The following is a 25,965-nucleotide window of genomic DNA, read 5'->3' as shown; positions in this document are numbered from 1 at the left end:
GCCGCCGGTCTATGGCCCCTGCGTATCGGCCGGATCCTGGATTGTGACGGTGCCGGCGTCGCCGTCCACGCGGATCCGCTGGCCGCTGGCGAGCCGCTGGGTGGCCACCCCGGTGCCGAGCACGGCCGGGATGCCATACTCGCGGGCGACGATCGAACTGTGGCTCAACGGTCCGCCGACGTCGGTGACCACGGCGGAGGCCATCGCGAACAGCGAGGTCCAGGCCGGGGTGGTGATGCGGGCCACCAGGACGTCGCCCGGCTCCATCAGGGCGAAATCCTGAGGCCCCCTCAGGACGCGGGCCGGAGCGGTGACCCGGCCCGCGCTGGCGCCGACGCCTTTGATGATGTCGCCGAGCTGGTCCTGTGAGCCGGCGGGCATCATTTTTCCGAAGGCCCGTTCCATCCACCGGCTTTCCGGGAGCAGTTGCGGGGCAGCGGCCTTCGCCTGGCCTCGCCACAGCATCTTGCGCGCCTCGACGGCATCAGCACGGACGGGCCGGTCCGCGCCGGTGATTGCCGCTGCCGCCGGTGTGTCCGGCGCGGCGAGGCCGAACTCGACGGCGCTTTGCAGCTCCTGGCGGCGCAGCCAGAACACGTCGGCGGGCTCGGCGATGACAGCGGAGTCAACCAGCCGTTGTCCGAGTTCGAGCAGCATCCGCCGCAGCAGCGGCCAGGCCAGGCCGACGTCGGCCAGGGCGTCCTCGCGGATCGGGGCGGCGCGCTGAGCCCACCTGAGTAGCCGGAGGAACGCGGCCCTGCGCTTCGGCCCGAGCCGGTTGATCGCTTGGTTGGTTTGGTCTTCCCGGCGGGCGGCCGACACTCTCTGGCGCTCGTGCGGGTCATTGCCGTGTCCGCGCAGGTAGAACTTCACCGTCTCCAGCAGGGTCGAGGGATCGTCGGCCGGCACCGGGCTGACGAAGTCCAGGTTGTAGACCGCGTGGCCGAAGCGGCCGAGGTGGTCCTGGAAGCGGGACTGCCATTGCTGCCAGAGGGTTTGGTCCACTCCGGCAGGGGGTATCCCGGTGCGCTGCGCCTCGACCAGTGCCGGCGTGGGTGCGTCGAGGATTGCCGATGCCAGCCCTGGAACTTCCCGGGCCCAGGCTGCGAGGTCGTACAGCGACTTCTCGGCCCTGATGGGTTCGCTGTCGTAGCCGAGGAGGAAGGTCTGGGCGGGCGGATCTCCGTGGCGCCGAACGACCCTGTCGTAGTAGGCCCCGAAGGAGATTTCGCTTGTCGCGGCGATCGGAATGATTGACTGCACGGCCGTGTAGTACACGGTGCCGGCGTCGAGCAACGCCTGCACCCCTTCGAACAGTTCCTCGCCGGAGAGCTCCCGGAGAGGCCTGGCCGACCAGTCCTTGATTGCCTGCTCGTAGCGGGGATGCGAAAATTCCCGCCAGCCGGCCACCCCCATGTGCGCCTGGCCGCGGACCAGCGCCCGGACCGCGGTCAGCGACTTGCCCATCACCCGCCACATTCCTGAGGTGCGGTAGTAGTAGTAGGCGTAGCCGTTAATGGTCGGCAGTCCCACGTCGTCCTCGCGGATGACGTTCTTGCCGACGGCCTCGGCCATCAGGGCCCGCAGCGAACGGGCCACCGAGCCGTCAATGAGGTCGGCGAACAGCGGAGAGAGCGGGTCGGGCAACTGTTCCACGATGCTGGCCCGGAAGTACATCCCCTTCGGGTAGGGCACCGTCCAGACGTCCGGGGTGTCGGCCGCCGGTTCTGGCAGCGCGGTGATGGGCCGGGATTGCAGGATGAAGAACCCGCGGCCGGCCCGTGCCCATTCGATGTCCTGCGGTGCCCCGAAATGATCGGCGATCCGTGTCCCGTAGCTGGCCAGCGCGGCCGCCGCCTGGTTATCCAGTACGGGCTGACGACGGCGCGCGGCCGGCACCGGCTGCTCCTGCGTGCCGCGCTCCGCATAGACAGTCATGACGTCTTTGTCGGCTGTGCGCCGGGACAGTACCTGCCCCGTCCCCGCTTCGACGACGACATCATCCGTGGTCACCGACCCGCTGACCACAGACTCGCCCAGGCCCCATGCGGCACTGATCACGGTCTGGTCGCGGCGGCCGTTGGTCGGATTGGCCGTGAACATGACCCCGGCTGCCTCGGCCTCGACCATCTGCTGGACCACCACCGCGAGCCGTACCTCGTCCGGACCGATTCCTTCCCGGGCCCGGTAGGCCATGGCACGCGCCGTCCACAGAGAAGCCCAGCAATCGGTCACGGCCGCGGCCACAGACTCCGTCCCGCGGACATTAAGGTAGGTTTCCTGTTGCCCGGCGAAGCTGGCCGAGGCGAGGTCCTCCGCCGTGGCGGAGGAGCGCACTGCCACGGCCGTGTCCCCGTTGCCGAGACGCCTGTAGGCCGTACCGAGTTCCGCTGCGATCGCGGCCGGCATGGTGCCCCCGGTGAACAGGGCGCGGATCCGCTTCGAGGCATCCTCGTAGTCCTGGGGCGCCGCCTGCGGCGACACGGCCGCCAGCTCACGGATGCTGGACTCGAGGTGGTTGGCCGCCACAAAATCCGCGTAAGCGGCGGTGTTCAGTACGAACCCCGGGGGGACAGGCAGCCCGGCCCGGATGAGGCCGCCCAGTCCGACGCCCTTACCGCCGGCCAGGGCGACGTCGCCTTGCCCCACATCGCCGAGGTTATTGATGTAGGTCATGACCGCGAGTCCTTTCCGCCGGAGCCGGGCCCCTTTGTTGGGCCCGGCTCCCAACATACTGGCACTGCGGCAGGCCGGAGGCTATAGCGGCACGGGGCCTGCCGGGACCTCGCTGAGGCCGCGGGCCGAGGGCTACGGCCGGGCTGTGGTGGCGCCGCCGAGCCTGGATGAGACGTGACCTCCGCCCCGCCGGAAGTGCCGGTCAGTTCACGAAGTTCTCAGGTGCTTCCGGTGACTGGTTTCCACCGCGGGAGACGTGGACTTTCGTGGGGGACGTTCCGGACTGCTCCGGCAGCTGGGCGCGGATTTCGAGGACGCCGTCGATGTAGCTGGCCTCGACGGTGTCAGGGTTCGCGCCGCGGGGGAGCGGGACGCTGCGCGAATATTCGCCGTACCGCACTTCGCTTCGGTAACCCGGCTGATCCTTGTGCGAAGGTTCCGCGCGTCGGGCAACAATGTTCAAGTTGCCGTCGGTGACGGTGATATCGATGTCGCTGTCGGGGTCGATGCCGGGGATATCGGTTCTGACCACCAGAGTGTTTCCGTCCCGGTATTCCTCGACTCTGAGCCAGGCATCTGTCTCGCCCTGCAGGAAGCGCCGGACTGGTTCGGGCATGTCGATGCCCGTGCGGCGGAACAGGTTGTCCATGTCTATCTCCTTGCTGTTTTGCATCGCTGGTCCCGTGGTGTCGGATGGACATCCAGAGTCTGTGCTCAACGAAGGGTTGCGGGGCAGAGGGCCGGTCATGAGATTGGATTCGGCGGGTGCGGGCCGAGAAACTCCGGGACCTTCCCGGGTGTTCCAGAACCGGCCCGCAGCCGCCTAGCAGAAGTCGCAGGACGCCCGCCCGGGAAGCCCTGCATCCGAAGGACCGAGGCGCTATGCCCTGCTTCGGCGACCGGCAAGGGCGCCATAAATCAGGAGCACAATAACGGCCCCGAGGATGGAGAGGAGCCAGGTTCGCAGGTCAAAGAAGTCAGCGAGGCCTCCGCCAAAGATCAGCGAACCTATCCAGCCTCCGAGGATGGCGCCCACGACGCCAACAACGAGTGTGATCAACCAGCCGCCTCCCTGACGGCCGGGAAGGATCGCCTTGGCGAGAGCTCCTGCGATAAGGCCGAGAATGAGGAATGCGAGAATTCCCATTGCTGTACTTCCTTTCGGTAGACCGGTCGTGGAATGCGGCCGTAACGGCGATTTAATCAGCATGCGTAGTGTCGTGCAATACCCGGTTTCGCGGCCTGCTGTTGGGGCTGTCCCTTCGCCGGTCTTGCCTGCAATGGAACCTGCCGCTGGCCGCGCGTGTCGGGGAAGGAGGTCGGGCGGGATCCAGCCGCGGGAGGCTAGTTCATTGAAGCTGCGGGGCCAGGGTTGGGCCCCGGACGGGCGCTGAGGTTAGGTCGTCCCGGTTGTGGAGTCTGGAAGAAATCCACAAACCGGGCGAGTTGTTCTGACAGGGTCTCCCACCCGTCGAAGTCGGCAGGTACGGCCGCACGCTCAGCCTGAGAGGCCGCTTGCAGTGCGGCGTTTCCGGAGTCGGTAATTTGGACCTGAAATTGGCGCCGGTCGGCGGGGTTTCGTGTCCTCGTGACCAGCCCTCCGTCCTCGAGCCGTGCGAGGACGCGACCGAGCGTCTGGCTTTGAACATGAACCTTTGCGGCGAGCTGTTCCTGGTACAGGGGACGGGGTGCTACGGCTTCCAAGGCGATGACGGCGGCACGCGTCAATCCCAGCGGCGCCAGGGCGTCGTCGTGGAGGCGTTGGACCAGGCGGGCCGCTGTAGTCAGAAGCCGGTATCCGTCCCGGGCGTGGGGCTCAGGGGCGAGGATCACTACGAGAGCCTTCCTGATTGGGGTGGCAACGAAATCACGTTGTCAGGGACGGCGCCAAATGGGCCGACGTCCACCTCCACAGTAAGCATGCCGCGCATCCATTTGGCAAGCATGCTTATTATTTTCTGTCACCAAGCCCGCTCCGCATACTGTTCGCGATGAGTCCCCATCCGACTTTTCGCAAAGGGCTTGCGTTGTCGATAGCAAGTGTGCTTACTATCTAGTTAGTAACCGTGCTTACTAATTTCATCCGGTACCGTCAGCCACGATCCCAAGCGGACCATTCCTGAAAGAGAGCAACGATGACAGAGAACCCATGGGCCCAGGCAACACCCCAAGCTTCCACGGACCGGTACGCCGGCGTGGGCGTGGTGCCCCCTCAAGGTGCGGAAGGCGCTGGCTCCAAACAGGAGGCAGCCAAGGATGAAGCGGCGGACGTAACGCGGCACGCGGCAGATGCTGCCCAGAACGTCGCCGAGACGGCCAAGACGGAGGCAGTCAACGTCGCCGCCGAGGTCAAGACCAATGCCCGGGACCTGCTGCACCAGGCCAAGTCTGATCTCACCGAGCAGGCAGGAACCCAGCAGCAGAAGGTCGCCGAAGGCCTGAGATCCGTTGCCGGCGAACTGCATTCCATGGCCGCCGCATCCGACCAGCCCGGCGTGGCCACCGACCTCGTCCGCCAAGCCGCCGAGCGGTCCTCCGCTGTTGCGTCCTGGCTCGATGGCCGGGACCCGGGTTCGCTCCTGACCGAGGTCAAAACCTTTGCCCGCCAGCGCCCGGGCACGTTCCTCCTGCTCGCTGCCGGAGCCGGTGTACTGGCCGGACGTCTCAGCCGCAGCCTGAGCGCCGGGGCCCCCGAAACGACGGGCACCACCGCCACCGGAACGTCCGCCGCCGGCCGGATCCCCGATACCGGGGTAGCGGTTCCGCCGCCGCCGGTGCAGATGCCCGCTCCGCAAACCACGACGGCGGGCTTCGCGGACACGTACCCTCCGAATCCGCTGGACTCCGAGTTGGGCACCGTTGATCCGCTCCGCGACGCCGGACCGGGCCGCCGGGCCTCAGAGTCCGTGGTCGGTGAGCCCTTCCGGCCGGCCGACCAGCTGGGCGATGACCCCTTCAACGGCGGCCGTCGATGAGCAGCGAAATGCCTCCCACCGCCGCCCAGGCAAAGGCGGAATCCACTTCGCTGGGTGACCTTCTGGGTGAGGTCACCCGGGACATGTCCACCCTGATGCGGCAGGAAGTGGAACTGGCCAAGGTCGAACTCAAGCAGTCAGCCACACGGGCCGGCAAAGGCACCGGCATGCTGGCTGGCGCCGGCGTCGCGGGCCACTTCGTGCTCCTTTTCCTGTCTTTGGCGCTCTGGTGGGCGCTGGGGACCGTGATGGGCCTGGGCTGGTCCGGAGTTGTTGTCGCCGTCATCTGGGCAATCGTCGCCGCCGTCCTGGCAACCAGGGGCCGCAAGGAACTCAACGCGATCAAGGGCATGCCGAAGACCGCCGAGACCCTGCAGGAAATCCCGCCCACACTTAAACCCAACTCTTAGATCCAGCGAGGAAACACGATGAGTGAAAACCCGGAAGTCATCCGAGCAGATATTGAAGCAACCCGCGCCCGCCTGGGGACAAACGTGGACGCCGTCGCTGACAAGGTCACGCCGTCGCACATCGTCCAGCGGCAAACGGACAAGGTCAAAGACGCCGTCTTCGGAGTGAAGGAGAAAGTCATGGGAGCCGCGGACCACACCACCGACCACGTCCACTCGGCCACCGGAAGCGCCGGCGCGCACATGAGTGACGCCGGTTCCGCAGTTGCCGGCGCTCCGGCACAGCTGAAGACAAAGACCCAGGGAAACCCGCTGGCTGCAGGGCTGATCGCCTTCGGCGCCGGCCTCCTGGTGTCCTCCCTGATCCCGGCCAGCCAGAAGGAGCGTGAAGCCGCTGATGCCCTCAAGTCTGCAGCCGAGCCGCTCACCACGGAACTGACGGACGCAGCGAAGCACGTGGCCGAAGGACTCAAGCAGCCCGCCCAGGAAGCCGTGGAGAACGTCAAGGCCACGGCCGCGGACGCCACCGATCGTGTCAAGGCGGACGGCCAAACCGCTGTGGCGGACGTCAAGGACCGGACTGCCGAAGCCAAGGACAACGTTCAGCAGGCCTAAGGCCGCATCTGAATACGGCCGGCTGCCCTCGCTGACGCGCTGGGCGGCCGGCCACTTCGCTTAACCCCAAGAAGGATTTCCGATGGCCAAGAACCCTGCCAAGGCAGAATATGATCCCATGACCGACGCCGAAACGGACGAGAGCAGCACCGCCAAAGCCCGCACGGCGCCCGCCCCGGACGACTCCCGCAAACCGGACAGCCCCGCCGACGTCACCAAGCCCTCGTGGAAGTACATCGCGAAGAAGACCCTGCGTGAATTCACGAAGGATCAGTGCCCGGATCTCGCCGCGGCCCTGACCTACTACTCGGTCCTCTCCATTTTCCCGGCGCTGTTGGCCATTGTGTCTTTGCTCGGGATTTTCGGGCAGGCCGAAAAGACCACGTCGGCGCTCCTGGAGATTGTCCAGGGTTTCGCGCCTGGTGAAACCGTGGAGGCCATCCGCCGGCCGGTCGAACAGCTCAGCAATTCCTCTGCCGCCGGACTTACCCTGGTGATCGGCATCCTCACCGCCCTCTGGTCCGCCTCCGGCTATGTCGGTGCCTTTGGCCGGGCCATGAACCGGATCTACGAAATCGACGAGGGCCGGCCGTTTATCAAACTTCGGGGCACGATGCTTGCCGTCACTATTGCCACCGTGCTGATCGTGCTCGTGCTTTCGGCCATGCTCGTCCTGAGCGGGCCGGTGGCTGAGTCCGTCGGCAAGGCGATCGGCCTGGGCACGGCCGTCCTGACGGCGTGGAACATTCTCAAGTGGCCGGTGATCCTGTTGCTCGTGATTCTTGCGATCGCCATCCTGTACTACGCCACTCCGAACGTGAAGCAGCCGAAGTTCCGCTGGATGAGCCTGGGGTCCGCTATCGCCTTGGTGATCTTCCTGCTGGCGTCCCTGGCCTTCGCCTTCTATGTGGCCAACTTCAACAGCTACGAGAAGACTTATGGTGCGATCGGCGGCGTCATCGTCTCGCTGCTGTGGCTGTGGATCCTGAACATGTCGCTGCTCTTCGGTGCCGAGTTCGACGCCGAGATGGAGCGTGGTCGGCAGCTCCAGGCCGGCATTGAGGCCGAAGAGACCATCCAATTGCCGCCACGGGACACGAAACAGAGCGACAAGCTCCAGGCCCGCGAAGAAGATGACATTCGCCGCGGGCGTGAACTGCGGGAACAGCACGGGAACCAGCCTGAACCGCAGGAAGCCAACAACCAGCCCCGGGACACGGATCCAGTGGAGCGCCCCTAGCCCGCGGAAATGTCAGGCTTCACTGATGGCGGCGAGTTTGACGTTGTTCTTTTGGTTCTCCCAGGTGCCGGTCAAAACAAGTGGGCCAACTGATTGTTCATTCAGGTCCAGTCGCCGGATAACGAGCAAGTGGAGGTTGGCAGTCTCGATGGCCGTGCCGGCTCCGGTGGTGCGTGGTGTGGCTGAAGGGACGTCAGGAACTGCATCGCGTTTCGGTCCGGTGCTTTGCACGAGGACCGACTGGGCCAGGAGTTCCAGATTTTCCCCTTTTTGGAGGTATTGCTCTGCCTGCGGCCGGCCCAGCATGATGCTCGCCGCCAGTGCGGTCACGTAGATGGGATCGGCGCAGGCATCGTAAACCCGCCTCGGGCCCAAAACCGAGTGCTGCATCGTTCCGACCAGCCAAGTTTCCGCACCGGCCAGGGGCTGGGCTCTGTACGTCAGCGGAATTTGAAATGTGGAGCTGCCCGCAGCGACGATGATCGTTTCTATGCCGACCTCGCCGGCAGGGTCGTCGAACCGGTAGGAGCCTACTTTGTGGAGCGCTGCCGTGCCCGGCTCAGTGAACCATGGCTGGTGGGGCAGCCACGCTTCCAGAAGTTCAAGTTTTGTCGGCTGCAGTTCTGCTTCGTGGATGATCGCCATGGCTGCAAGCCTAACCGCGGCCCCCGGGAATTATTGGCGACGGACCGGTAATGATTCGTGAGGTGACTGCGTGAACGAGGTCGTCCACCGCCCTGGAGCTGTCCAGTCGAACGACGGGGCAGGAGAGCATCGCCAGCCACTGTTCGTGTCGACGAAGGTTCCTGCCCGCGAAATCTGGGTCGTCATATCCTCGCGCCCAGGACAGGAACTCCTCATGGGCTGCCTCGTCGGTCCCGCCGGTCCTGGCCAATTCGAGCAGCCTGACTCTCTCCCTCGCCCGCAGCCGCGACATGCGCGACTCCGGATCGAGGGTGAGGAGTACCACTGCATCAATCTTCCTCACAGCTCGCGTCCCGCGGGCTTGAGCACGGGCGGGGTGTGGGTACCAGCGCCGTGCCTTAGCTCTCCCGGTCGATCTGAAGGTAGCTGAGTCCACTGATATCGAGCCAGAATTTGGTTGGAGTCTCTACGAGACGCAGCAGGACGCCGCCGCAGGAACTGCAGCGCACAACTATTCCCGGGGCATCGGCATAGACCGCTGCTTCCCCGACGACCCTGACGGCGCCACAGTTCTTGCACCGACCGATCGCTGCGATGATATCAATGCGGAACAGTTCCCACAGCGGTCCTGCCGCCGCGTTACCGTCAAGATGAGGTATTGGATTGCCTGCGGTTCCGGCGATGTCCTGGTCCTCGAGGCGCGGGTCCTCAGCGCCAGGCGAGGCGGAGCCGTTGTGGCCAGTCACCGTATTCCTCCCGTTCCGCCGAAGCGTTCGGTTTTGATCGAGGCGACCGGATAGCCCGCCTGCACCAGCCATTCTGTGACCGTTTCGACAAACATCGTCTGACCGCAGATGAAAATGTCGGGGGCAGCGTCCGCTGGCAAGATGTTTGCGAGCAGCGTTTCTGCGGTGAGCCGTTTCGGGGCGCGTGGCCAGCCGTCGGGCACTTGGCGTGTGTAGACGTAGTCGACGGCGAGCTTGGGAGAATCCTGGCTCAAGGTGAGCAGCTCCTCCCGGTAGAACCTTGTCTCGGGCGATTTGAGCGAGTACAGCAACCGGAACTGTGAAGGATTCTCGGATGCCTCATGGGCGCGGATCATGGACATGAGCGGGACGATGCCGGATCCTCCGGCGATCAGCTGAACCGGATTCGGGTCCGTCGGACGCCATACGAACCAGCCGCCGACGGGGCCCCGGATTTCCAACTGGTCTCCGACCATCAGGTCTCTGACCAAATAGGGGGAGACCTCCCCGTTGGCCAATTCGTCGACCGTGATCTCCAGGATTTCGTCCATGCCTGCTGTGGCCACGGAGTAGGACCTCACTGCCGTATAGCCGTCGTCCGCCGTGAGCCGGATATCGATGTGCTGGCCGGCAAGGTTGCCGTTGAGACCGTCCACGCGCAACCCGATGGTTCTGGACGATTCCGTTTCGGGAACGCCGCTGACCACCTCGGCGACGCGCCACAGGGCGCTCATCTGTCCTGCCTCATGAGTAGCGCTCCTCGCGCCACGGGTCGCCGTAGATGTGGTACCCGTTAGATTCCCAGAAGCCCGGAACATCCTGCGGCATCAGCTCGATGCCATTGATCCATTTCGCGCTCTTCCAAAAGTACAGGTGGGGTACCAGCAGGCGGGCAGGGCCGCCGTGGGCCCGTTCCAGTGGCTCCCCGTCGAATTCCCAGGCCACCCAGGCCTGGCCGTCCAGTAGGTCCTGCAAAGGGACATTGGTCGTATAGCCGCCGTAGGAGTGAGCCGTAGTGAACTCGGACGTTGTTTCCACGTCCTCGAACAAGGTGTCCAGGGACACCCCGCGCCACGACGTGCCCAGCTTGGACCAGCTGGTCACGCAGTGAATATCGGTCCGGATATCAACCTGCGGCAGCGCCTGGAACTCATTCCAAGACCACGCGCGGCGCTGCCCCGTCTCTGTTGTAATGAAGAATTCCCAGTCAGCCGGGGCGATATAGGGCGCAGGGCCCGCCGTCAGCACGGGAAAACTTGCTGTCTCGTATTGGCCGGGTGGTAACGCTGGACTGCCGGTGCGCCGTTTTCCATGAAAACCAGACGAGATGATTCCCATCTTGTACCTCCGATGCCGAGCTTCGCCGGTCGAATGTAATCGGTGCCCCAACGATATGGCAACGGCGGGACCGAGACCAGACCGCCCCTTAGGCCTTCTTGCTTGCGGGGTCGTTCGGGTGCGGCTGCAGGGGGATGATTTCGACCGTCATCCATACGTGCAAAGGCAAGCTTGAGAGGACGCCCATCAGCTCGCTCTCATTTTCCGCACTCCAAAGGCCAAGACTTCGCCACTCACCCGGTGCTGCCGGGGGCTTCCACAGCCGGAGAAGATGGCCTTCGGCTGCTAGTTCTGCCGCCCTGATCGCTTCCCGCGACCTGGTCTCGTCCACGGTCGCGTCCGGTGTTCCGTCGGGAACATTGGTAACGAGGTGGGTCAGGAACTCCATTTCGGGCTTCCTTCTTCTTTCCTGCCAAATGTTTGTGGTCCCGCGCCTATGAGCTTGCGGCCGGCCGCTATCTCGCCCCGGAGGGCTTTGAACGCGGCGATGTAAATCTCCGAGAACGTCGGGAATGGTTGGATGGTGTCGCTCAGGACGTCGACGGGGATGTGCGCCCGGATTGCCAGCGTTGCCTGCTGCAGCCATTCACCCGCCTCCGGGCCAAGAGCGTATGCACCCGTCAGCCGGTCGCCGTCGCTGAGGAGGGTCAGGAAGCCGTTGCTCTCGGCGTAGGCGCGAGTGTAGGTTGCAGTCTTTGACACCTGGGAGACCGGCACCGTCGCGCTGAAGCGACCGTCGGCGGCGCCCACCGCCGCAGCCTGCGGGTCCGTATAGGTGACCCGCGGTACGGCCTCATAGTTTGCCTCCCGCGCCTCCCCGAGGATGTTCGCGGCGACGACATCGCCCTGATACTTCCCCACGTGGGTCAGCGGCCAGATGCCGGTGACATCGCCGATCGCCCACAGCCCATCCGCGGCGCGCAGGCGCGCATCGACAGGTACTCCATGGGCGTCCGGCTCGACGCCAACGGTCTCCAGGCCGATCCCGCTGACCCGTGGGCGCCGCCCGGTGGCGACGAGCAGCCGATCACCGCGCAGCTCGCGCCCGTCGTCGAACTCCACCACGAAGTCCTCACCCTCGCGCCGCGCAGCGGACGCGCGCGCGGACAGGACGAGCTCGACGCCCTCCCGGCTCAAGACCTCGACGAGGGCCTCACCCAACGGCGCCGGCTCCCGGCCGAGGACGTGCGCGGACATATCCGCCAATGCCACCTCGCCGCCGAGCCGGCGCACCGCCTGGGCCATCTCGACGCCGACCGGGCCGCCGCCGAGGATGAGCAGGCGGCGTGGAATGGCCTTCATGGAGGTCACCTCGCGGCTCGTCCAGACACCCTCCAGCCCGCGCAACCCTGGGATCGGGGGGACGACCGGATCGGCGCCGTTGGCGAGGACCACATGGTCGGCGGTGTGTCGCACGCCGTCGACCTCGACCACGCCCGGACCTGCCAGGCGGCCGGTGCCGCGCAGCAGGTCGATGCCGTGATCGGCCAGCCAGCGTTCCTGCCCGGCATCGGAGTAGTCCGAGACCATGAAGTCGCGCCACGCCAGCGCCGCCTCGACGTCGACTTCGGCAGTGGCGGCCGCCCCTCGTGCCGCATGGACCGCCTCACCGGGCCGCAACAGCGTCTTGGACGGGATGCACGCCCAGTATGAGCACTCGCCGCCGACCAGTTCACGTTCCACGACGGCCACGCGCAGGCCGCCCTCGGCGAGCGCGCCCGCGCAGTGTTCGCCCGGCGAGCCGGCGCCGATCACGATCACGTTGTAGTCGCTCATGTCGGCAACTCCTCCCCGGCATGTTCGCGCACCATGTAGAGCGCGTACCAGTCGGGCCAATCCGGATCCTCCTGGCCCGTGAGTTCCTCGTGCCTGCCGTGTGCTTTCGCGGCCCGTCTGAGGGCTTCCGCAAGGTCGCCCACGGACTCGTACGTTGTGGCCATCATTTTCTCCTTTCAGCGTTGAGCGCTTCACCGGCCCGGAAGCCGGGTCTTGATCTCCTGGAGGATCCAGCCGTTGCCGTCCGGGTCGCTGAAGGAGGCGAACGAGCCGTAGTCCCTGTGTGCGGGCGCCGGGCCGTCAAGGCGTCCCTGGGTCCCGGCATGATGGAAGACGCCCGTGGCATCGTGGAATATCTCGCTGACCTCGACCCCGCGCGAGACGAGGTCGGCTCGGGCCGTGTCGATGTCATACACCGCGAGGTGCAGGCCCTGAACAGAACCCGGCGGCGCCAAGGTGACGCCCTCGCCAAAGATTATCGAACAGCCGGAACCAGGCGGGGTCAGCTGCATCAGCCGGTAGCCGGCCTCGACGGCGACTTCGGCGTCGAGCCGCCAGCCCAGCGACTCGTAGAAACGCTTGGCCCGGTCGACATCAGAGACTGGCATGACGATGACTTCGAGCCTGAATTCGCCGGGCTTTACCGGCGGGCTCGCGATGGCGCTGGTGCTGTTCATATCGACACTGTTCATCTCGGCTTTCCCCTGAGTCGGGCGCGCCAGAGCAGGGCGGCGGCAGGGGAATGGACCCGGGACCGAGGCCTAACACCGGCGGATTTCCGTCGCTGAGGGGTCACGTTGAGGGGGTCGCCACAAGCTCTCCTGGTCGCCCCCCGGCCGATCCGCGGCCGGGGACGCTGCCCTCGGAACCCCACGTTTGTCCGCTCCGGGGCGAAAGTCAAGGACAAATTCCCGTCCACTCCGGGCACCCTTGCTGGCCCTCCGGCGTCGGCGTAGGCTCGCCCGCAGAAGCGGCGGTCCCAGTCGGGCGCTGGCCACTGAAACCCCCAAGGGCGCCCTCCCCAGGGATGGCACCAGCGGGCGCGGGCGGACCGAGATCGAAGAGGCGGTGTGCAGTACGGAAGGACCTGCGATGGACGCAGTTGAAGTTCCCGGCGCCAGTAGCGGATGGCCCCAACTCCGGGTCGAGGATTGGATTCAAACCCGGGACACGGTGCACATGTGGACGCAGATTGTCGGCAAGATCCGCATGGCGCACACTCCGATGCTGAACCACTGGTGGCACGTGACGCTGTATGTCACGCCGCGCGGGCTGACGACGTCGAAAATCCCCTATGGGCGGGGGGCCTTCGACATCGAATTCGATTTCTGTCACCATCGGCTGCACGTCCGCTCCAGCGACGGAACGGCCGGGAGCATCGTCCTCGAACCCAAGTCGGTGGCCGAATTCCATGCGGAGGTGTTCGACACCCTCGGCAGGCTCGGCATTGAGGCTTCCATCCGTGCGGTCCCGAACGAGGTGGAACCGGCCATACCCTTCGCTGAAGACCATGGGCACGACTCCTACGACCCGCGGGCCGTGTGGCTGTTCTGGCGGCAGCTAATCCAGGCGGACCGGGTCCTGAACGAGTTCAGGTCCCACTTCAGAGGCAAGGCCAGCCCCGTCCACTTCTTCTGGGGAGGCATGGACCTGGCGTATGCACGCTTCTCTGGACGCGTGGCGCCAACCCACCCTGGCGGGGTCCCGAACTGCGCCGACTGGGTGATGGTGGAGGGCTACTCCCACGAGCTGAGCAGCTGCGGGTTCTGGCCTGGTGTGGGGGAGGAGGGGGCCTTCTATGCCTACGCCTACCCCGAACCGGCTGGCTACGCCGGGTATGTGGGCGAAGCCGACGGAGCCGCATATCTTCAAAGCGGCAGGCTGTACGTTCTTCCGTATGAAAACGTCCGTTCCGCGCCGGACCCCGACGGCCTGGTGTCGAGGTTCCTCCAGTCAACTTATGAAGCGGCCGCGGAGACGGGACACTGGGACCGCTCGGGCCTTGAGGTGGACCGGGACCGCTGGACGGGCACTCGGATCCGAGGGGAAGCCAAATGAACGCCATACCTGGAATTGAGGTTTCGATTCCACCCAGCGGGACCGGTTGCGTTGAGTGCCTGGCCGGCGGAGGGTGGTGGCTGCATCTTCGCCGTTGCGCCCAGTGCGGCCACATCGGGTGCTGCGACACTTCGCCGGCCCAGCACGCCACAGCGCATGCGCAGGCCACCGGCCACCCGGTCATCTGCAGCTTCGAACCGGGTGAAAACTGGTTCTTCCACTATCCAAGCTCCTCCTTTATCGACGGACCGGACCTTGAACCGCCAGCCCACCACCCTCTTGATCAGACCGTCCCCGGCCCAGCCTCGCGCGTCCCCAGGGACTGGCAGCGACACCTGCACTGATGACGGGACGGTTGCTTGGTACGGCCATCGTGTGAGAGTCCGGCAACCTCGGGTGTGGGTGTTAACTTGAGGGGTGAGTTCCCTACCGTCGGCGCGTACGCAGAGGCTCGTACTTTGGATCGCGATTCTCGCGTCCTTCGTGTCGTTTCTGGACAGCAGCGTCATCAACGTCGCGCTGCCGGCCATTTCCCGTGAACTGGGCGGCGGACTTACCACGCAGCAATGGGTTGTCGACGCCTACCTGATCACCTTGGGTTCACTGATCCTGGTCGCCGGTTCGCTCTCTGATTTGCTGGGCCGCGTTGTGGTTCTCCGGGCAGGCCTGATCGGGTTCGGCGCGACATCAGTCATGTGTGCGCTGGCACCCACAGCGGAGTTGCTGGTCTTGGCCAGGGCGCTTCAAGGCGTCGCGGGCGCCTTGCTGGTGCCCAGTTCCCTGGCCCTGATCACGTCAAACTTCGACGAGGCCCCCCGGGCGAAGGCAATCGGCCAGTGGACAGCTGGTACAACCGTGGCTTTCATCGCGGGACCCCTGCTCGGCGGAGTCCTCGTCGATTCGGTGGGCTGGCGTTGGGTATTCGGAATCAACGTCCTGCCCATTGCTTTGACCTTGTACCTGCTAACCGGGCTGCGGGCCAAGGATGTTCGCGAGGAGGGCGTGCGCATCGACTACCCGGGTGCCGTGCTCTGTGTGCTCGGGTTGGCGGGGCCGGTCTACGCGCTGATCGAACAAGGCAACTACGGCTGGGGGAGCCCGCTCATTCTGATGCCCTTCGCCCTCGGCATCCTTTGCCTCGCCGGATTCATTTGGCGGGAAAAGACCGCGAAGCAGCCGCTCCTGCCGCTCAGCCTCTTCTCCGTCCGAAACTTTGCCGTCGGCAACGTGGCTACGGCCTTCGTCTACGCCGCGCTGTCGATCGGCGGATTCATCATCGTGCTGTTCCTGCAGCAGGTTGCCGGTTTTCCGGCGACGTCGGCCGCTCTGGCGCTGCTTCCCGTCAGCCTCGTCAACATCCTCCTGGCGTCATGGTTTGGCTCACTGGCCGGGCGGTTTGGCCCGCGGTGGTTCATGGCCTTAGGACCTGCCCTCGCCGGAGTTGGCTACCTCCTGATGCTCGCGGCTGAAATCCCGGTCAACTATTGGACCCAGCTGATGCCCGGGATCCTCCTGTTCGCAGTCGGGCTCTCGGCGACAGTCGCACCGCTCACCGCCGCCATACTCGGCTCGGTCTCGGAACAGCAGGCCGGAATCGGCTCGGCAGCAAATAACGCCGTCAGCAGGGTTGCCGGTCTGATCGGCATCGCGCTGGTGGGCCTCGTCATGGGCGGCCAACTTGATCTCGACGGATTTCATCGGGTGGTGACCGTGACGGCGGTGCTGCTCATCCTCGGGGGCATAGTTTCCGCCGTCGGTATCCAGAACCCGCGCAAGCGGCCGGCAGGCCGGGCAAGACAGAAAGCCCCATCGCAAAGTACTCGGAGCTACCGTATTTTCAGACCTGGCCGATAGAGCTGCGGAATTGTGCGGACGCGGTGCCTGCGCGGCGCCCGTGGCCATCCCATGGCTCTCGCAGGTTCACGTAGTGCCCGTACGGGTAAGGGCGAGGCCCCCTTCTCGTCCTTGCCGCGCGTAGCCTTGAACTGGGGTCACCGGAGGTTTGTGTCCCTCTCCCAGGGAAATATTTGCCCCGGGGAACCGTACTGAAGAGGGCTCCCTCATGACCAGAATCACCACGAAGTTCACTGCCACCACCACGGCCGACGAAGTCGTCGCCGGTGTGGATCTCTCCGGGAAGCGCGCCATTGTCACCGGCGGGGCCTCCGGAATTGGTGTCGAGACGGCCCGTTCGCTCGCCCGTGCCGGCGCGGACGTGACCATCGCCGTCAGGAACCTCGAAGCGGGGACGGCGGTGGCCAAGGAGATCATGGAATCCACCGGGAACCCGGCCGTCCATGTGGCAGCGCTCGACCTGCTCGATCTGGGCAGCGAGAACGCCTTCACCGATTCCTTGCAGGTCCCGCTGGACCTCCTGATCAACAACGCCGGAGTCATGGCGATCCCCGTGCTGCGGCGCACGTCCAACGGCTGGGAGGAGCAGTTCGCGACCAATCACCTTGGGCATTTCGCGCTCTCCCTCGGACTGCACGATGCGCTGGCTTCGTCCGGGAAAGCTCGAATCGTTGCGCTGAGCTCCAGCGGCCACCTGGCCTCCCCGGTCGTCTTCGATGACATCCACTTCGAGCGTCGTGCCTACGATCCCTGGGCAGCCTACGGGCAGTCGAAGACCGCGAATGCGCTGTTTGCCGTGGAGGCAACCCGGCGCTGGTCCGGCGATGGCATCTTCGCCAACTCGGTCATGCCGGGCGGCATCGAGACAAACCTGGGGCGACACGCCTCGCCGGAGCAAATCGAGCAGTGGAAGACGCTGCCTGGGATGAAGACCCCGCAACAGGGCGCTTCCACCACGCTGGTGGCGGCCGTTGCCCCCGAATTCGAAGGGATCGGCGGGCGCTACCTCGAAGATGCCAACGAAGCGCGGGTCATCGCCAACGACGCCGAACCCGGCGCCCTGACGGTTGGCGCCGGTGTCCGCGAGTGGGCGCTGGACCCCGTGGCGGCCTTGCGGCTCTGGGATGTCTCACTCGCAATGATTGCCGAAGCCCAGACACGCTAGCACTGCGATCAGGCGTGCTGCGGCCGGGGGAGCGTCGGCAAAGCCATTTCCGCGGCGGCTGCCGTAAAGACGTAGGGGTCCCTTGGTGCCGCGTCGTCCAGCTTCCACCGGACCGCCCGGACGTGCTAGGAGTTTCTCAGCTCTGGTCCTCGCGCGGGGCGCGAGTCGGGGCGTCGTTGCGTCACCCCGGGCACTTGGGTGGCATAGGCTTTCGGTATGGGACTAATAATCACACTACTTATCATTTGGCTTATTCTTTCGATCCTTGGCTTCGCCGTGAAGGGCCTGCTCTGGTTGGCCATCATCGGCCTGGTGCTGCTGGTGGCTACGGCTGTTTGGGGCTGGATGAAGCGTAAGGCCAAGGCCTGACGCTCAACCTGATGTCCATTCGGCGGCGGCCGGTCCCACTCAGGACCGGCCGCCGCTTTCATGCACCCTGACTGGACGGCCTGCGGGCCACTTCACCTCATCTCCACTCGTGCCCGAGGATCTGCACGACGAGTGATATCGAACGGCTCAGTGACGGACGCGGTAGCGGATGTGGGTGGCCTCGGGCGTGTCGATCACCCGGACGATCTCTAGCTCGATCTGCGACGGCAAGACGTCGAACAATCGCCGACCCCGGCCGAACAGCACCGGGACCTGATGGATCTGCAGCTCGTCCAGCACTTCCGCCTCGAGCACACGCTGCGCCGTGTACGCACCATGCACCATCACATTTTTGCCCCCGGCCGCGGCCTTCGCCTGCGCCATCGCGCTCTCGATCCCGTCAGCCACATAGGTCACCAGCGGATAGTTCGCCACCGAGGGATCGGGCGGCCGATGGCTGGGCACCACGATAGGCACTCCGTGATGATCACCTTGCCAGTGGTCGACCTGCTCCACGGTACGCCGACCCGCCAGCACGGCACCGGTCAGGTTCCATTCGTCCCATAATTGTCCAGGCGGCCCCGACGGACGGCCGAAGTCTCCGTCCGGGGTTGCGATCCACTCGTGCAACCGGGCGAAGCCGTCGCCGCCGGGGTTGGCGGGTCCGTCGTTCGGGCCCGCGATGTACCCGTCGAGGGACATCGACATGTACAGCACTGATGAGGACATATGCCTGCTCCTTGTCGTCGTCGGCGAAGCTCCTCAGCCGCGCCTCCTGGTCCACGACCGGCTAGATGGCTGCGGCCGCTCCGCTCACGCTGATGCTGCTTCCCATGTGAACCCGTCCGGGTCGGTGAACGGGCCGGCGTCGCTGGCGATCGCGAGTCGGTGCGAGCCGCCGCCGTCGGGGGAGACACCGGCGTCCTTGGCCAGGGCGCGGCGACCGTAGAGCCCGAGCTTGATTGGACTCGACGGCATGGCGAACTCGGTGTATTTCCCGAAACTCTTTCCGACCGTGAGGCCGCGGTCGACGTAGAAGCGTTTGCTCGCAGCGACGTCGGCGGCCGCCACCAGGAGCACGATCTGGTCGACCTGGCGGCTGGCCGGACCGGTGTCCTTCCTCGCCGACGTCGCTACCTTCCATATCGCTCCGTCCGGAGCTTGTAGGACGCCGCCGTAGCCCCACAAGGACTTCTGGACCGGCTTCAGCGTCGTGGCGCCGGCCTCCACGGCGGTGTCGATCAGGCTGCTGACGGTGGAGGGCTGAGACACGATGAGCGACAGCGTAAACCCGCGGAACCCGTCCGTCGGCGCATCGGCGGCTCGCACGCGCACCCGTGTGCCCAGTCCGAAGGCTGCGGTGTAGAAGACGGTGGCTGCTGCGGGGTCAGGTACTTCGAGAGTGACTGATTCGATGGAGGTCATGGCACGTCCTTCGGTGGGGTGGGCAGGTCGTGCTGTTGAGTTTATGCTGGGGCCTCGCCTCTCGCTTCTCTGATCCTGATCGGTCTTCCGCATCAGGAACGGCCTTCCGGCGCGAAAAGGCACCGCGCGTGTCCGGCGCGGGCTAGGAGCTGGTGGTAGATGCCAGGACGCCCAGGCCGAGTGCGGCGATGATGCCGCTGCTGCCGCGTTCGAGCCAGCTGCTCACCCGGGGGCGCTGCAGCCAGGCCATGGCCTTCGCTGCCGCGACGGCTACAGCCGCCAGATAGAGGAATCCGATGGCGCTTTCGATGGCACCCAGCACCATGGCGGTGTCCAGCGTGTTGCCGCCGTGCGGAATGAATTGCGGCACTACGGCGAGGTAGAACAGGCCGACCTTGGGGTTGAGCAGTGTGGAGAGCGCGCCGGCGCCGAACCCTGTCCTTCGGCTGTAGCTCCGGCGGGGAGCGTGCCCGGCCGTTGCGGAGGTTGTTGTGCGGCGGGCCCGGATCAGCGACGAGATTCCCAGATACAGCAGGTACAAGCCGCCTGCGATCTTTAGCCAGCGGAACACTTCCGCGGAGTCCTCCAGCACCGCGGCAAGCCCCACGCCCACCAGCGCGGCCCAAACCAGGGATGCCAGTGCCGAGCCCAGCGCCGCGGCCAGGCCGGCCCCGGCATTCTGCAGCGAGATCCGCAGCACCAGGAAGGTATCCGGGCCGGGGGTGACGGAAAGCAGCAGGCACAGCCCGGCAAAGGCCAGCAGGGTTACGGCGGTCATGGGCACCATTGTCCGGGCGCTGGCTGCCCGACTGCAATCCGTGGCGATGGTTTGCTGCTGTCCGTGTTCGTATATGACGTCAGCGGGACGCCGGGGGCCTGCGGTGTCCACCAGATGCTGTGCTGAATCGAGCCGAAGGCGTCGAGGCACTGCCTGATCAATGGACCCTAGCGGCGCGAAGCGCCCGGGGTTAGCATCCGGTTCATTTGCGGCGGACGTGCCGCCCGGGGTCACCTGGTCTGTGTTCGATGGAGCCATGACGCAGGGATCCTTCCGCCGGTATTCGTGCCCTGCGGCCCACTAAGTATTGCCGCCGAATGACTCACGCACGCGCGTGAGCCATTCGGCGACAAGGGCTTGGACGAGGCTGGGCTGCTCGTGTAGCAGCGCGTGGCCGGCGCGATCGAGCACGGCAAAGGTCGCGCGGGGGTAGTGCCCGATCAAGTCCCGCGGGCCTGTGTGCCCGGAGGTGGCATCCTGTCGCCCGGCAAGGACCAACACTGGATGGGGATAGGCTTTCGCGGCTTCCGGGCGATCCCGCAGCTCCCAGTGAGAAAAGATTCGCATCAGGCTCGACTCGTCAGCGAGTGACGTTGCGGGAGCCACATACTCCTGGAACCGGCGCAGCGTTTCGGCCGTCTGCACAACGAAGTAGTCCCGGTAGGTAGCCTCGAGATCCGAGTCGAGTTCGCCGGTCACACCGGCCGACGAAACAAGGACCTCGTGCTTGGGCACATCGCGCGTCTGCGCGCCAACCGGGCAGATTAGTGCCAGCCCGACGGTCTGATCCGGTCTGCCATTGGCAATCGCACCGGCCAGGTACCCACCGTAAGAGTGACCCATGACAAGAAACGGTTCGTTTCCAATGGTGCTGTCGATAAGTCCGAACAGTATGTCCAGGACGTCATCGTTGCTCGTGATCGTCTCGGGCGCCGGGGTGCGTCCCATCCCCGGCAGGTCCGGATACAGGCGCCGATAGCCAGGCACGTTGGCGAATATCGGTTCCAGGGCGGCGGCGATCTCGCGATGATCCACACCGGCCCCGTGAAGAGCCAGAACCGGCGTCCCGCTGCCGTTTTCGGCGTAATGCACAGGCACTCCGCTAACGGTGGACTCCATCTCCATATGGTAGAACGCGTCGCGACCAAGGCCACATCAACGCCTCGGCGGCTTTGGCCCGGCCCTGATACTCCGGCGGTGCCGTCCTGGGGGTTCTCATCGAGGATGGCGAGCGGACGGGCCCAGGCTTCTGTGTGACTCCGATTTCATTGACGCCGGAATCCGGCGCACTCACAATGAAGCGATGAGCGATGCGGAGAAGGAACCGACGATCGATAGGGTCGCGGATCGGCTAGCGGACCGCTTCCCGTCAGCGCCGCGGCACCATATAGAACGCATTGTCGGGGAGGAGTACCACTCTCTGGCAGCCGGTCGGATCAGTCCCGACGCTGGTTGAAAACTGCGCCCGGACCCGGCTCCGCCGAGAAGTAACACAAAAGGTAGTCGACGACTGAGGCCGTGGACTTGCCGGATCCGACAGATGGCAGGGCAGCCGGCCCGGAATCGACGTACACCACCTCGAACTGCTCTGGTGATACCAAGAAGTCCCGCGATCATCGACGGCACACAGGACCGCGCCCATAAGGCCGTGCAGCAGATTTCTGACATCGGTGCCGGCGGCTTCGGACACGACATGGCACCGGCCGTCCTGTGTTCGATGGTGCAAGGATGATCGGATGATGCCGACTGCGGACGTATTTCTGTTGGGACCCCGAGGGCGTCGTTTGTGTCTTGAGCTGGCGATGCAGCTGGATCAGGAGGTCAAAACCGCGGCCTTCTGGCTGGGTTACGAACTTGATAGTGGATCTGGGACCTTGACGGTCCAGCTGAACGCTGTTGCCTCCGGTGGGACCGCGACTCCGCCTTTTGCTGCGTCACCAGAGCAGCTGGCGGCCAGGCTCGCTTCCCTGGACTTCATTGACCTTGACAGTGAATTGGTGCGGGCGGCCCTCGCTCGGTCAGTGGACGCTGCAAGGTACTGGCAGGAGCCCGATGGAGAGGACGTGCTCGCGGATCTCCCGATCGTGACTACGGCTTTGTTGCCCGTCGCGGAACAGGTCTTGGCGCTACCCGACATCCAGTGGTTCTGGCAGCCTCGCCGGGCTGAGCAGTGGGCCATTGACTGGCGATCGTCAAACGGTCCGGCACCGCTGCCGAAGAATCCGCGACAAACACTGACCGAGTGGGGCCGAGAGGAACGCGCGGGGGAAGTACGGGCTGCGCGCGAACGCCCACGGGACCCTCGCGCTAACGTCTCCGGATCTTGGTGGTCGATCCCGCACGGGCTGCTGCACACCGTTGGGCAGGTCCCGGCCGCGCTGAGTCTCGTGGAAGACCCCTTGGGGTGGGAGCAGGCGACTACGGTTCCGGTGCGGGGAGCGGGCCGGAGTCTTGAGATCGGCACAGCAGATGACTGGATATCGCTGTGCCGCAGCTTCCCACTGGAGGTCACTGCATCCCGGCGGCACGACTGGTTCCGCGTGACCGGACGCCATGGGCGATGGGTCATCCCGGATTGGGAACAAGTGGCAGGTGAGTGGGACGCGGTGCACCTCTCCGTCCTGGGTTACCTTACCGGCGCGACGCGCTCCCTAACGGTCGACGCCGAAACGGCAACGGTTATCGCCGGATGGGCCCCAGACAGCACGATCTGGCTCACAGATGTCGCGCGCGAATCGGATGGCCAGCGGCAGGCGTGGCACCGCGCCTCGCACGGCGACCGCTGGACTCCAGCGTTGTAAGTCGCCCGATCTTGCAGACAGTCGCCGTCGTCCAGACGACGTCCCCGGGCGGCCGTGCCGCGTGGCGGTCCGCTAGTCGCCGGCGGCGTCGCGGCCGCGCCGCACGATCAGCCGGTCGGGGCCATGGACCACTGATGTGTCCTTGTCCTCGTAGTCGAACTGGTTGAGGAAGAAGCGCATAGCGTTGATCCGCCCCCGCTTCTTGTCGTTGAACTTGATGGTGATCCACGGCGCATGGTCCGTGTCGGTCCGCAGGAACGTCTCCTCCTTGGCTGCCGTGTACTCCTCCCACCGGTCCAGAGAGGCGAGATCTATGGGGGAGAGCTTCCAGCGCCGCACGGGGTCTATCTGCCGGATCGCAAAGCGGGTGCGCTGCTCGTGGCGGGTCACCGAGAACCAGAACTTGGTCAGGTGGATCCCGGAGTCCACCAGCATTCTCTCGAAGACCGGCGCCTGAACCATAAAAGTGTCGAACTCCTGCTGCGTGCAGAATCCCATGACCCGCTCCACATTCGCCCGGTTGTACCAGGAGCGGTCGAACATCACGATCTCCCCGGCCGTGGGCAGGTGCTGGATGTAGCGCTGGAAATACCACTGGCCCAGTTCACGGTCGGAGGGTTTACTCAATGCCACAGCACGGGCCGAGCGGGGATTCAGGTGCTCGGTGAAGCGCTTGATCGTTCCGCCCTTGCCGGCCGCATCCCGGCCCTCGAAAACGATCACGTGCCTGAGATCCTGGTCCTGGCCCCAGTACTGGAACTTCAACAGTTCAACCTGCAGTTGGTATTTCTCCAGCTCGTACTCCTCACGGGACATCCGCTCGTCGTAGGGGTAGTCCTCCCGCCACGTCTGCACGGCCGAACCGCCGGGGTGGATCAGTTCCGGATCCTCGCCTTGACCCCCGCGCACCGTGTACCCCATCTCCACCAGATGGTCGATGGCCTCCCGCAGGTTTTCCCGGAGCCAGCCCTGATCCTCGGGTGTCCACGTCCTGTCCGCCTGCGCCATCCCCGGTCTCCTTCCGGCCCCGCTGAACCGTCGCCGGCCTTCTAGGGTGCCGGCAGCGTTCGATGCTCAACTGAGTTCATAGAATGCGACCAGCCTAAGCCGACAGGTGGAGCTCACGATAGGGATGGGCTGAGAAGCCGTCCTCCGTGCTTGCAAAGTAGGGGAAATACATCAGGAGGGGCGACGACGTCCTTCGGGGGCAGCGGGGGGATTACGGGCCGGTGCTGGGTTGGTCAGAGTGATCCGCCCGCGGCTTCCGGCGTTCCGGAGTCTTGGCTCCCTCCGGCCTGGCCGGTGTGATGCACGCCGGTTCCCCGGTGCCCGCCGCCACCGCCCTGGTCGCCGACGCGTTCGCGGGCCAGGAAGTTTTCGATGTCGAAGAGGTTGTCCGCGCGCCGGGCAATGTTCAGCAGGGTGGTCATCGAGGCGACCTCTTCGACCTGTTCCTTGAGGAACCAGAGCATGAATTGCTCGCCCAGGGCGTCATTCTCAGCCCTGGCCGCTGCGAAGATGGCCTTGATGTTCTCGGTCACTTCCTGTTCCTGCGCGAGGGCCAGGGCAAGGGGTTCCTCAACGTTCCCGAAGTCGTTGCGGACCGGATCGATGCCGGGGATGGCGACTTTCAGTCCGCGGTCCAGGATGTAGCGGACCATCATCATGGCATGGTTGCGTTCTTCCAGTGACTGGCGGTAGAAGTGTTTGGCCAGCTGCGGAAGGTCCTGCCCGTCAAACCATGCGGCCACGGCGATGTATTGGTGGGAGGCAGCGAATTCGTTGCCTACCTGGCGGGTCAGCAGTTCGGTGAACTTAGCGGATTCCATCGGGTCTCCTTACGCGGGTTGGTGTGGGCAACTGCGGACAGGCTGGCACGGGACGACCGGCTCCCAATTAACAGGGCTCTTGTTTCGAGATTCCCCGATGCGTGCTGGTCGGTCAATACCCTGCCGTTCCCGGCAGCTACACCAGACAACGAACGACGGCGCCCGCCACCTCGCAAGGTGGCAGACGCCGTCGTCGTTAGCTCCCGACGTCGAACCGGCCTTACGACCCGGACCAGGACCGGCCGCCTCCCTATGCGGATTCCAGAACGTTCTTGAGATTGGTCAACTGCGCCACTTCTGCATTCATGGTGCGGACAATCACCGGGCCCACGAGCTTCATGAGTCCCTTGGGGTCCAAGTCCAGAGTGAAGCGGACAGTCGTTCCGCCCGGCGCTTCACTGAGCCGGTACGCACCGGCCGGCCGGGCCGGGCCGGCCACTACCTGGAAGCCGAGGTGCTTTCCGGGGTCCGCAGCCGTGATTTCGTAGTCCCCGACGATCGGCCGGCCGCCGGGTCCCGAGAGGGTCTGGCTGTACACGGCACCGAGGTCCCCCGGCGTTCCACTCTTCAGCGCGATGTCCTGAACCCCCGAGCGCCATGCGCGGTTGTTCAGCCCATCCGCGAGGAACGCATAGACATCCTCCGGTGAACGGTTGATGGTGGTCTCGTTCTCGGCGTGAGCCATGTATACCCCTACTGGTTTCTTGGTCCCGGACGATTCCCGGCCGGTCGATCGATGTTGTCCACACTGTACGGCGGGCGCCGGCACCTAGCGGATTGCCTCTTCCGGCTCTTCAGCCATGGGGCTCAGGGCCAGGCTCGTGGTGTGGAAGAGAGCGCCGAGCAGGGATCGGGCGGCCGCAAGCAGGGCGTTCACCTCGGGGCTGGCCAGTTCATAGAACAGCCTGCCGTCGCGTCGTGAGGGGACAATCAGGCGCTGGCGGCGAAGCAGGCTCAGGTGCTGGGAGAGGTTCGACGGTTCCAGGCCCGTGTTGTCGCGGAGTCTGCTGACGGCAACCGGCCCGTCAGCGAGCATTTCCAGCAGTTGGATTCGCGCAGGGTGCCCCATGGACTTGAAAAGTTCGGCCTTCCCATCGGTCAGGACCAGATTTGCGGGAAGATCATCCGGCATCGGGACCTCCCTCCTTCACATTCATATATTCTGAGCCGCGCGTCTGTGCAGAACCCGCCGACAGGAAAACTAGCACGTGCGAGACAGAAAAGTCTGTCTTACCGTGCCCCCAATTGGTCAGCCCGCTTACTTA

31 protein-coding genes are annotated in these 25,965 nt (G+C 65.2%); 11 read left to right on the top strand and 20 right to left on the bottom strand.

Annotated elements, in window-relative coordinates; all coding sequences use genetic code 11:
- Positions 1–9 precede the first annotated feature (9 nt).
- The 4 genes from AC1DZQ_RS03900 to AC1DZQ_RS03885 all read right to left on the bottom strand — a co-directional run bounded on the left by AC1DZQ_RS03900 (position 10) and on the right by AC1DZQ_RS03885 (position 4,509).
- Positions 10–2,676: a PEP/pyruvate-binding domain-containing protein gene (locus AC1DZQ_RS03900; protein WP_476962256.1), complete on the bottom strand. Its 2,667-nt coding sequence runs from the start codon at positions 2,674–2,676 to the stop codon at positions 10–12.
- Between the two features lie 202 nt (positions 2,677–2,878).
- A complete protein-coding gene (locus AC1DZQ_RS03895) occupies positions 2,879–3,325 on the bottom strand; it encodes an Hsp20/alpha crystallin family protein (protein WP_476962255.1) in 447 nt (148 codons plus the stop codon).
- Between the two features lie 231 nt (positions 3,326–3,556).
- A complete protein-coding gene (locus AC1DZQ_RS03890) occupies positions 3,557–3,823 on the bottom strand; it encodes a GlsB/YeaQ/YmgE family stress response membrane protein (protein WP_476962254.1) in 267 nt (88 codons plus the stop codon).
- A 197-nt stretch (positions 3,824–4,020) separates the two neighbouring features.
- Positions 4,021–4,509: a MarR family winged helix-turn-helix transcriptional regulator gene (locus AC1DZQ_RS03885; RefSeq protein ID WP_476962253.1), complete on the bottom strand. Its 489-nt coding sequence runs from the start codon at positions 4,507–4,509 to the stop codon at positions 4,021–4,023.
- A gap of 302 nt (positions 4,510–4,811) precedes the next feature.
- Between AC1DZQ_RS03885 and AC1DZQ_RS03880 the strand changes: the two genes are divergently transcribed.
- The 4 genes from AC1DZQ_RS03880 to AC1DZQ_RS03865 all read left to right on the top strand — a co-directional run bounded on the left by AC1DZQ_RS03880 (position 4,812) and on the right by AC1DZQ_RS03865 (position 7,916).
- A complete protein-coding gene (locus tag AC1DZQ_RS03880) occupies positions 4,812–5,651 on the top strand; it encodes a hypothetical protein (protein ID WP_476962252.1) in 840 nt (279 codons plus the stop codon).
- Positions 5,648–6,061, top strand: a complete 414-nt coding sequence (locus tag AC1DZQ_RS03875; RefSeq protein ID WP_476962251.1) for a phage holin family protein — start codon at positions 5,648–5,650, stop codon at positions 6,059–6,061. Before AC1DZQ_RS03880 ends, AC1DZQ_RS03875 begins: the two co-directional genes overlap by 4 nt.
- Before the next feature lie 18 nt (positions 6,062–6,079).
- A complete protein-coding gene (locus tag AC1DZQ_RS03870; protein ID WP_476962250.1) occupies positions 6,080–6,676 on the top strand; it encodes a DUF3618 domain-containing protein in 597 nt (198 codons plus the stop codon).
- Between the two features lie 82 nt (positions 6,677–6,758).
- A complete protein-coding gene (locus AC1DZQ_RS03865; RefSeq protein ID WP_476962249.1) occupies positions 6,759–7,916 on the top strand; it encodes a YihY/virulence factor BrkB family protein in 1,158 nt (385 codons plus the stop codon).
- Positions 7,917–7,928: 12 nt separating this feature from the next.
- Here AC1DZQ_RS03865 and AC1DZQ_RS03860 read toward each other — a convergent pair whose 3' ends face one another.
- The 8 genes from AC1DZQ_RS03860 to AC1DZQ_RS03825 all read right to left on the bottom strand — a co-directional run bounded on the left by AC1DZQ_RS03860 (position 7,929) and on the right by AC1DZQ_RS03825 (position 13,098).
- Positions 7,929–8,561, bottom strand: a complete 633-nt coding sequence (locus AC1DZQ_RS03860) for a CG0192-related protein (RefSeq protein WP_476962248.1) — start codon at positions 8,559–8,561, stop codon at positions 7,929–7,931.
- Positions 8,562–8,959: 398 nt separating this feature from the next.
- Entirely contained in the window at positions 8,960–9,307 is a 348-nt protein-coding gene (locus AC1DZQ_RS03855) for a DUF6510 family protein (RefSeq protein WP_476962247.1), read from the bottom strand.
- On the bottom strand, positions 9,304–10,041 hold the full coding sequence (locus tag AC1DZQ_RS03850; RefSeq protein ID WP_476962246.1) for an FAD-binding oxidoreductase: 738 nt from the start codon (positions 10,039–10,041) through the stop codon (positions 9,304–9,306). Before AC1DZQ_RS03850 ends, AC1DZQ_RS03855 begins: the two co-directional genes overlap by 4 nt.
- Positions 10,042–10,051: 10 nt before the next feature.
- Positions 10,052–10,645, bottom strand: coding sequence for a sulfite oxidase-like oxidoreductase (locus tag AC1DZQ_RS03845; RefSeq protein WP_476962245.1), 594 nt, complete (start codon positions 10,643–10,645; stop codon positions 10,052–10,054).
- A gap of 88 nt (positions 10,646–10,733) precedes the next feature.
- Entirely contained in the window at positions 10,734–11,033 is a 300-nt protein-coding gene (locus AC1DZQ_RS03840) for a muconolactone Delta-isomerase family protein (protein WP_476962244.1), read from the bottom strand.
- Entirely contained in the window at positions 11,021–12,421 is a 1,401-nt protein-coding gene (locus AC1DZQ_RS03835) for a dihydrolipoyl dehydrogenase family protein (protein ID WP_476962243.1), read from the bottom strand. Before AC1DZQ_RS03835 ends, AC1DZQ_RS03840 begins: the two co-directional genes overlap by 13 nt.
- Positions 12,418–12,585: a hypothetical protein gene (locus AC1DZQ_RS03830; protein ID WP_476962242.1), complete on the bottom strand. Its 168-nt coding sequence runs from the start codon at positions 12,583–12,585 to the stop codon at positions 12,418–12,420. The genes AC1DZQ_RS03835 and AC1DZQ_RS03830 overlap by 4 nt, the downstream gene beginning before the upstream one ends.
- Positions 12,586–12,612: 27 nt before the next feature.
- Positions 12,613–13,098 carry a VOC family protein gene (locus AC1DZQ_RS03825; protein ID WP_476962241.1) on the bottom strand — a complete coding sequence of 162 codons (486 nt, stop codon included), beginning with the start codon at positions 13,096–13,098 and terminating at the stop codon, positions 12,613–12,615.
- 415 nt (positions 13,099–13,513) lie between these two features.
- Between AC1DZQ_RS03825 and AC1DZQ_RS03820 the strand changes: the two genes are divergently transcribed.
- From AC1DZQ_RS03820 to AC1DZQ_RS03800, 5 genes are all read left to right on the top strand, one after another.
- Positions 13,514–14,479 carry a DUF5996 family protein gene (locus AC1DZQ_RS03820; protein ID WP_476962240.1) on the top strand — a complete coding sequence of 322 codons (966 nt, stop codon included), beginning with the start codon at positions 13,514–13,516 and terminating at the stop codon, positions 14,477–14,479.
- Positions 14,476–14,823, top strand: a complete 348-nt coding sequence (locus AC1DZQ_RS03815) for a UBP-type zinc finger domain-containing protein (RefSeq protein WP_476962239.1) — start codon at positions 14,476–14,478, stop codon at positions 14,821–14,823. The genes AC1DZQ_RS03820 and AC1DZQ_RS03815 overlap by 4 nt, the downstream gene beginning before the upstream one ends.
- Positions 14,824–14,896: 73 nt before the next feature.
- On the top strand, positions 14,897–16,333 hold the full coding sequence (locus AC1DZQ_RS03810) for an MFS transporter (protein WP_476962238.1): 1,437 nt from the start codon (positions 14,897–14,899) through the stop codon (positions 16,331–16,333).
- Positions 16,334–16,541: 208 nt separating this feature from the next.
- On the top strand, positions 16,542–17,498 hold the full coding sequence (locus AC1DZQ_RS03805) for an SDR family NAD(P)-dependent oxidoreductase (RefSeq protein WP_476962237.1): 957 nt from the start codon (positions 16,542–16,544) through the stop codon (positions 17,496–17,498).
- A 216-nt stretch (positions 17,499–17,714) separates the two neighbouring features.
- The gene (locus AC1DZQ_RS03800) at positions 17,715–17,867 is read left to right on the top strand and encodes an LPXTG cell wall anchor domain-containing protein (protein ID WP_476962236.1); all 153 of its coding nucleotides are present in this window, start codon (positions 17,715–17,717) and stop codon (positions 17,865–17,867) included.
- 147 nt (positions 17,868–18,014) lie between these two features.
- On the opposite strand, the gene AC1DZQ_RS03795 is transcribed toward AC1DZQ_RS03800, so the two are convergent.
- From AC1DZQ_RS03795 to AC1DZQ_RS03780, 4 genes are all read right to left on the bottom strand, one after another.
- On the bottom strand, positions 18,015–18,596 hold the full coding sequence (locus AC1DZQ_RS03795; RefSeq protein WP_476962235.1) for a dihydrofolate reductase family protein: 582 nt from the start codon (positions 18,594–18,596) through the stop codon (positions 18,015–18,017).
- A gap of 84 nt (positions 18,597–18,680) precedes the next feature.
- Positions 18,681–19,292: a glyoxalase gene (locus tag AC1DZQ_RS03790; RefSeq protein ID WP_476962234.1), complete on the bottom strand. Its 612-nt coding sequence runs from the start codon at positions 19,290–19,292 to the stop codon at positions 18,681–18,683.
- A gap of 142 nt (positions 19,293–19,434) precedes the next feature.
- The gene (locus tag AC1DZQ_RS03785; RefSeq protein WP_476962233.1) at positions 19,435–20,070 is read right to left on the bottom strand and encodes a LysE family translocator; all 636 of its coding nucleotides are present in this window, start codon (positions 20,068–20,070) and stop codon (positions 19,435–19,437) included.
- Positions 20,071–20,370: 300 nt separating this feature from the next.
- Positions 20,371–21,189: an alpha/beta fold hydrolase gene (locus AC1DZQ_RS03780; protein WP_476962232.1), complete on the bottom strand. Its 819-nt coding sequence runs from the start codon at positions 21,187–21,189 to the stop codon at positions 20,371–20,373.
- Positions 21,190–21,373: 184 nt separating this feature from the next.
- On the opposite strand from AC1DZQ_RS03780, the gene AC1DZQ_RS03775 reads away from it, so the two are divergent.
- Together AC1DZQ_RS03775 and AC1DZQ_RS03770 are read left to right on the top strand one after the other, a co-directional pair.
- Entirely contained in the window at positions 21,374–21,526 is a 153-nt protein-coding gene (locus AC1DZQ_RS03775; protein WP_476962231.1) for a three-helix bundle dimerization domain-containing protein, read from the top strand.
- A gap of 280 nt (positions 21,527–21,806) precedes the next feature.
- Entirely contained in the window at positions 21,807–22,871 is a 1,065-nt protein-coding gene (locus tag AC1DZQ_RS03770) for a hypothetical protein (RefSeq protein WP_476962230.1), read from the top strand.
- Between the two features lie 72 nt (positions 22,872–22,943).
- Here the strand turns inward: AC1DZQ_RS03770 and ppk2 are convergent, their stop codons facing one another.
- The 4 genes from ppk2 to AC1DZQ_RS03750 form a co-directional block, all read right to left on the bottom strand.
- Positions 22,944–23,879 carry a polyphosphate kinase 2 gene (ppk2, locus tag AC1DZQ_RS03765; protein ID WP_476962229.1) on the bottom strand — a complete coding sequence of 312 codons (936 nt, stop codon included), beginning with the start codon at positions 23,877–23,879 and terminating at the stop codon, positions 22,944–22,946.
- Between the two features lie 233 nt (positions 23,880–24,112).
- Positions 24,113–24,700, bottom strand: coding sequence for a ferritin (locus AC1DZQ_RS03760; RefSeq protein ID WP_476962228.1), 588 nt, complete (start codon positions 24,698–24,700; stop codon positions 24,113–24,115).
- Positions 24,701–24,950: 250 nt separating this feature from the next.
- The gene (locus AC1DZQ_RS03755; RefSeq protein WP_476962227.1) at positions 24,951–25,385 is read right to left on the bottom strand and encodes an SRPBCC family protein; all 435 of its coding nucleotides are present in this window, start codon (positions 25,383–25,385) and stop codon (positions 24,951–24,953) included.
- A gap of 84 nt (positions 25,386–25,469) precedes the next feature.
- Positions 25,470–25,832, bottom strand: a complete 363-nt coding sequence (locus AC1DZQ_RS03750) for an ArsR/SmtB family transcription factor (RefSeq protein WP_476962226.1) — start codon at positions 25,830–25,832, stop codon at positions 25,470–25,472.
- Between the last annotated feature and the right edge of the window lie 133 nt (positions 25,833–25,965).

This window comes from Arthrobacter sp. P1_C12_2, from assembly GCF_056406415.1.
Note: the sequence above shows the minus strand (reverse complement) of the source record. Positions and strands in the feature narration are given on the sequence as shown.